Consider the following 4,428-nt stretch of genomic DNA (forward strand, 5'->3'; position numbering starts at 1 on the left):
AATTAATTTTATTATGACAAGAGATTTAAGACCAATCCATTTCCTCAGATTTTTGACACCGATAGTATTATAAAAAAACCGGGTTGATGGGAAATTAATTTTATTATCACAAGAGATTTAAGACCAATCCATTTCCTCAGATTTTTGACACCGATAGTATTATAAAAAACCGGGTTGATGGGAAATTAATTTTATTATCACAAGAGATTTAAGACCAATCCAGTTTCTCAGATTTTGACACCGATACTACCGAATTTGACATAACTTATATAACCATCCTAAATGATTTATAGGGGTTTGGTCTTTTAATCATATTTTCGCGCTCTGTTTGGAGACAAAACCCCTACGATAAAATATTACAACCTCTGCGCGTATTGCCACAGCTGAATGTTTATACTGAAAGAACAATTAGAATTCTTCAGGAACTTATATTTACTCTCAAATCTAATCTTTATTGGCATCTCTTTTTTTCCAAAAATCATCACGCATTGCTTGGTCTGATTTTAACCGAGCAAGTTTTGCTTTTTCTAAGTCTTCATTAAATTTACCAACTATTGCTTGTTCATACTGATGATTAACCATTTCTCTAGCTGTCAAAACAGGTTGTACAAAAGAAACTATTTTAGCTCCAATTGCAGTGTGAACTTTTTCTTGAATTTGCCCAGAATAACGTCTTCCAGTAATTACATACCAAGCAAACATTTCACAATTATTAGTATGAATATTATACTTGCCAAACTTTTGTAAATATTCACAAGCTCGTTGTTCTTCTTCAACTGTTAATTGTGCCCCTTTTCCCTGATATTGAATTCCTTGAGTACCCCATCCAATTGAGTTTTCAAACGTTCCGTCAGACGAAATAAAATAATGTCTAGCAATTCCAGCAGTCGATTCAATAGCAACACTATAAATTGAGGCGTTCATAATATTTTATACTCCTTTTATGTAGATTTTTTAAAGTCTATTAGGACTGACGCAAAGAAAGCCAGTTTTTATAATAACTCTTACAGCGGATTCCATTTTGTAAGGTACACTCATAGCTGGCAAGATGCCCACACTGGGAAAATTTAATTGTTAATATCTGTACTTCATATACTTGGAATCTGCTGTATATTTTAACAACAGATATTTACAAAAATCAGGTTTCTGGGTTCCTTGTGTCTAAATCCTAGTCTATACTATTACAACTTCCTTAATGTATTCAACAAACTGATACAGCGCTTTCCGTTGTTATGAGGTACAAAATTTTAGGTTTGAGGGAACAGGGAACAGAAAAGAAGAAAAACAACTTTACCGAAAAATTAAGGTATAAAGCCTCTCCATTCATGGAGAAGAAAGAAAAAAAATTCCTTGAGCGCCAATCCTATCCGTTATAAGAAGAGGTAATAATTAATTATTAATTATTAATTATTAATTGTTGAACTCATAGTTTCGGAAACTGCTGTAAGTTTCTTTTCAACCTTGATAAAGAACAGAAGCTTTCAACTAAATCCGATCAGGAATAGCCAGACTACTAGAAAAATCGCCCCAATTTTAACATTATTGTTAACTCTAAATTTAGTAATATAGCAAACCTAAATATCTTGTAAGTTGTAATATTTTATCGTAGGGGTTTTGTCTCCAAACAGAGCGCGAAAATTGGATGAAAAGACTAAACCCCTACAGTTTTTGGTGGTGGTGCTCGCGTAATGGTAAAGGAAGCACCGGGAGTGTCGGGAGATGGGGAGTGTCGGAGATGGGGAGATGGGAGAAATTAACTAGCTATTAACTTTTAGCCCATACGCTAGCCTCCTGCGGAGGAACTGCGAAATTCAGCTTTTTGAGCGATCGTTTAAATCAAGTGCTTCTATAAGCACGATAGTGCGCGGAGGGGTAACATTCCCCTTCGTTCACGTTTACTGCTGAGTGGCTGAGTGGCTGATTGCTGATTGCTTTTTTAAAAAAAATATATCCTCACCATTACCATGCAGGACTACCCAGTTTTTTTTTCACAAATCATTTAGGATTGCTATAGCTGTATTAGACATCTTCAATAATCAAGAATAAAATCATAATTTATTTACAGAAATCATCAATTGTTTCCTCCCTATTTCCTAGTTCCTACTCCCTCTTTTCTGGAGATATCTGTTGGGTTTCGTTCCTCAACCCAACCTACACTAATTGCACCTTGGTAATAGCTAAATTAACTAAAGTTAGCTGAGGTGCTTTAAAAAATAGAAATTATCATCTTAGCCAAACGTTTCATTCCCTCTTGAATATCCTCATCAGAAGCCGTCAAACTAATCCGAATACACTCTTGTTTATGAACCCATTCTTCCCGCAAACCAGGGAAAAATGAACTACCAGGCACAACAATAACCCCCACTTCCTTCAACTTTTGGTAAAGATCCCAATCAGTCATCGGTAAATCTTTTAACCACAACCAAGCAAAAATAGCTCCCTCAAAACGATGGAGAAACCAAGGCAAATTTTTTGGTAAAGCCTTTTCTAAAGTTGACTCTAAAATCGAAAATTTATTTTGATAAAAAGGTCGAATCACTTGAGTAGAAATTTCTGCCAGAGCGCCAGAATTAATTGCATCAGTAGCGATCGCCTGTCCGTAACGAGGAGAATGAATACACATATTAGTCTGAAACGCCTGCAAAACCTCAATGATTCGTTCATCCCCAATAGCAATTCCTATTCTTTCCCCAGGAAGTCCAGCCTTTGATAAACTCAGACAATGAACAATATTATCCCCAAAAACAGGTTCCATATCTACAAAATTTAACCCTGGATAGGGAGGAGCATAAGCAGCATCCACAAATACTGGCACATCATAAACAGCAGCTTGAAGAGCAATTTTCTTTACCTCATCAACACTAATAACATTGCCAGTAGGGTTACAGGGGCGTGAGAAAATCACACAACCAGTATTTTCATCAATGACCAGTTGACTAAAGTCAGGACAATATTTGAAGCGATGACCCTCAACATCAATATCCAGAGTCGGTTTATAGGCAACTACTGCCTCTGGGACTAAACTAACTCCACCATAACCTGTATAGTCTGGACTGAGGGGTAGAACAATTTTTTTCAGAATTTCGTTGTCAGTATATCCTCCAAAAGCATTAGCAGCATAGAAATATATAGACTGAGAACCTGGAGTAATCAAAACGTTGCGATCGCTCAAATTCAACCCATAGCGAGAATTAAAATCATTAACAACTGCATCAATAAAAGGTTGATAACCCTGGGAGGAACCATAACGTCCTACTACTTCCCCATATTCTGGACTTGCCAATAATTTTGTGGTACAATCTTTCCACAATTTTTCTACCTCTGGCAAAACTAGAGGATTTCCAGAACTGAAGTTGAGAAATTCCTGACCTTGACCCGCTCGTAGGGTGGCAATAATATCTGCCATAATAGCTCGCACACCCGTAAGACGGGACATTGTTGTACCAAATTGAGTCAAGGTAGGATTAATCATGGAATTAAGTTAAAAAATAGATTGACATCTGGTTAATTTTAGCTAACTTCCCTAAAGAATTTAGGTCTAGTGAGTGCTTCAGGAAATAAATTGATTATTGCTCTATAGGCATGGGGTTGGAAAATTTCACTACCCATCTCCCCTGGCGGGGTGCTTCCACAAATGAATCAATTATTGCTCTATAGGCAATAGTCGGAAAATTTTACTACCCATCTCCTCTGGCGGAGTGCTTCAGCAAATGAATTAACTATTGCTCTATAGGCAATAGTCGGAAAATTTTACTACCCATCTCCTCTGGCGGAGTGCTTCAGGGAATGAATCAATTATTGCTCTATACGCAATAGTCGGAAAATTTTACTACCCATCTCCTCTGGCGGAGTGCTTCAGGGAATGAATCAATTATTGCTCTATACGCAATAGTCGGAAAATTTTACTACCCATCTCCTCTGGCGGGGTGCTTCAGGGAATGAATCAATTATTGCTCTATACGCAATAGTTGGAAAATTTCACTACTCATCTCCTCTAGGGGGAGTGCTTCAGCACGGAAAATTTTCACTACTCATCTCCTCTGGCGGGGTGCTTGAGCAAATGAATCAATTATTACTCTATACGCAATAGTTGGAAAATTTTACTACCCATCTCCTCTGGCGGGGTGCTTCAGGGAATGAATTAACTATTGCTCTATACGCAATAGTTGGAAAATTTTACTACCCATCTCCTCTGGCGGGGTGCTTGAGCAAATGAATTAACTATTGCTCTATACGCAATAGTTGGAAAATTTCACTACTCATCTCCTCTGGCGGGGTGCTTCAGCAAATGAATCAATTATTGCTCTATACGCAATAGTTGGAAAATTTCACTACTCATCTCCTCTGGCGGGGTGCTTGAGCAAATGAATTAACTATTGCTCTATACGCAATAGTTGGAAAATTTCACTACTCATCTCCTCTAGGGGG

Annotated in this window: 3 protein-coding genes; 1 reads left to right on the forward strand and 2 read right to left on the reverse strand. The window is 37.5% G+C overall.

Annotated elements, in window-relative coordinates; genetic code table 11:
* Positions 1-444 precede the first annotated feature (444 nt).
* Entirely contained in the window at positions 445-924 is a 480-nt protein-coding gene (locus F6K22_RS33340; protein ID WP_293108230.1) for a C40 family peptidase, read from the reverse strand.
* A 718-nt stretch (positions 925-1,642) separates the two neighbouring features.
* On the opposite strand from F6K22_RS33340, the gene F6K22_RS33345 reads away from it, so the two are divergent.
* On the forward strand, positions 1,643-1,768 hold the full coding sequence (locus tag F6K22_RS33345; RefSeq protein ID WP_293108233.1) for a hypothetical protein: 126 nt from the start codon (positions 1,643-1,645) through the stop codon (positions 1,766-1,768).
* A gap of 438 nt (positions 1,769-2,206) precedes the next feature.
* On the opposite strand, the gene F6K22_RS33350 is transcribed toward F6K22_RS33345, so the two are convergent.
* A complete protein-coding gene (locus F6K22_RS33350; protein ID WP_293108235.1) occupies positions 2,207-3,469 on the reverse strand; it encodes a valine--pyruvate transaminase in 1,263 nt (420 codons plus the stop codon).
* Positions 3,470-4,428 lie beyond the last annotated feature (959 nt).

It is taken from the genome of Okeania sp. SIO2F4 (assembly GCF_010672385.1).
Taxonomy (GTDB): Bacteria; Cyanobacteriota; Cyanobacteriia; order Cyanobacteriales; family Microcoleaceae; genus Trichodesmium.

Bases quoted from the DNA above. Each gene is read 5' to 3' on its own strand.
- F6K22_RS33345 (WP_293108233.1), top strand. From the start codon at position 1,643: ATGAAAAGACTAAACCCCTACAGTTTTTGGTGGTGGTGCTCGCGTAAT.
- F6K22_RS33340 (WP_293108230.1), bottom strand. From the start codon at position 924: ATGAACGCCTCAATTTATAGTGTTGCTATTGAATCGACTGCTGGAATT.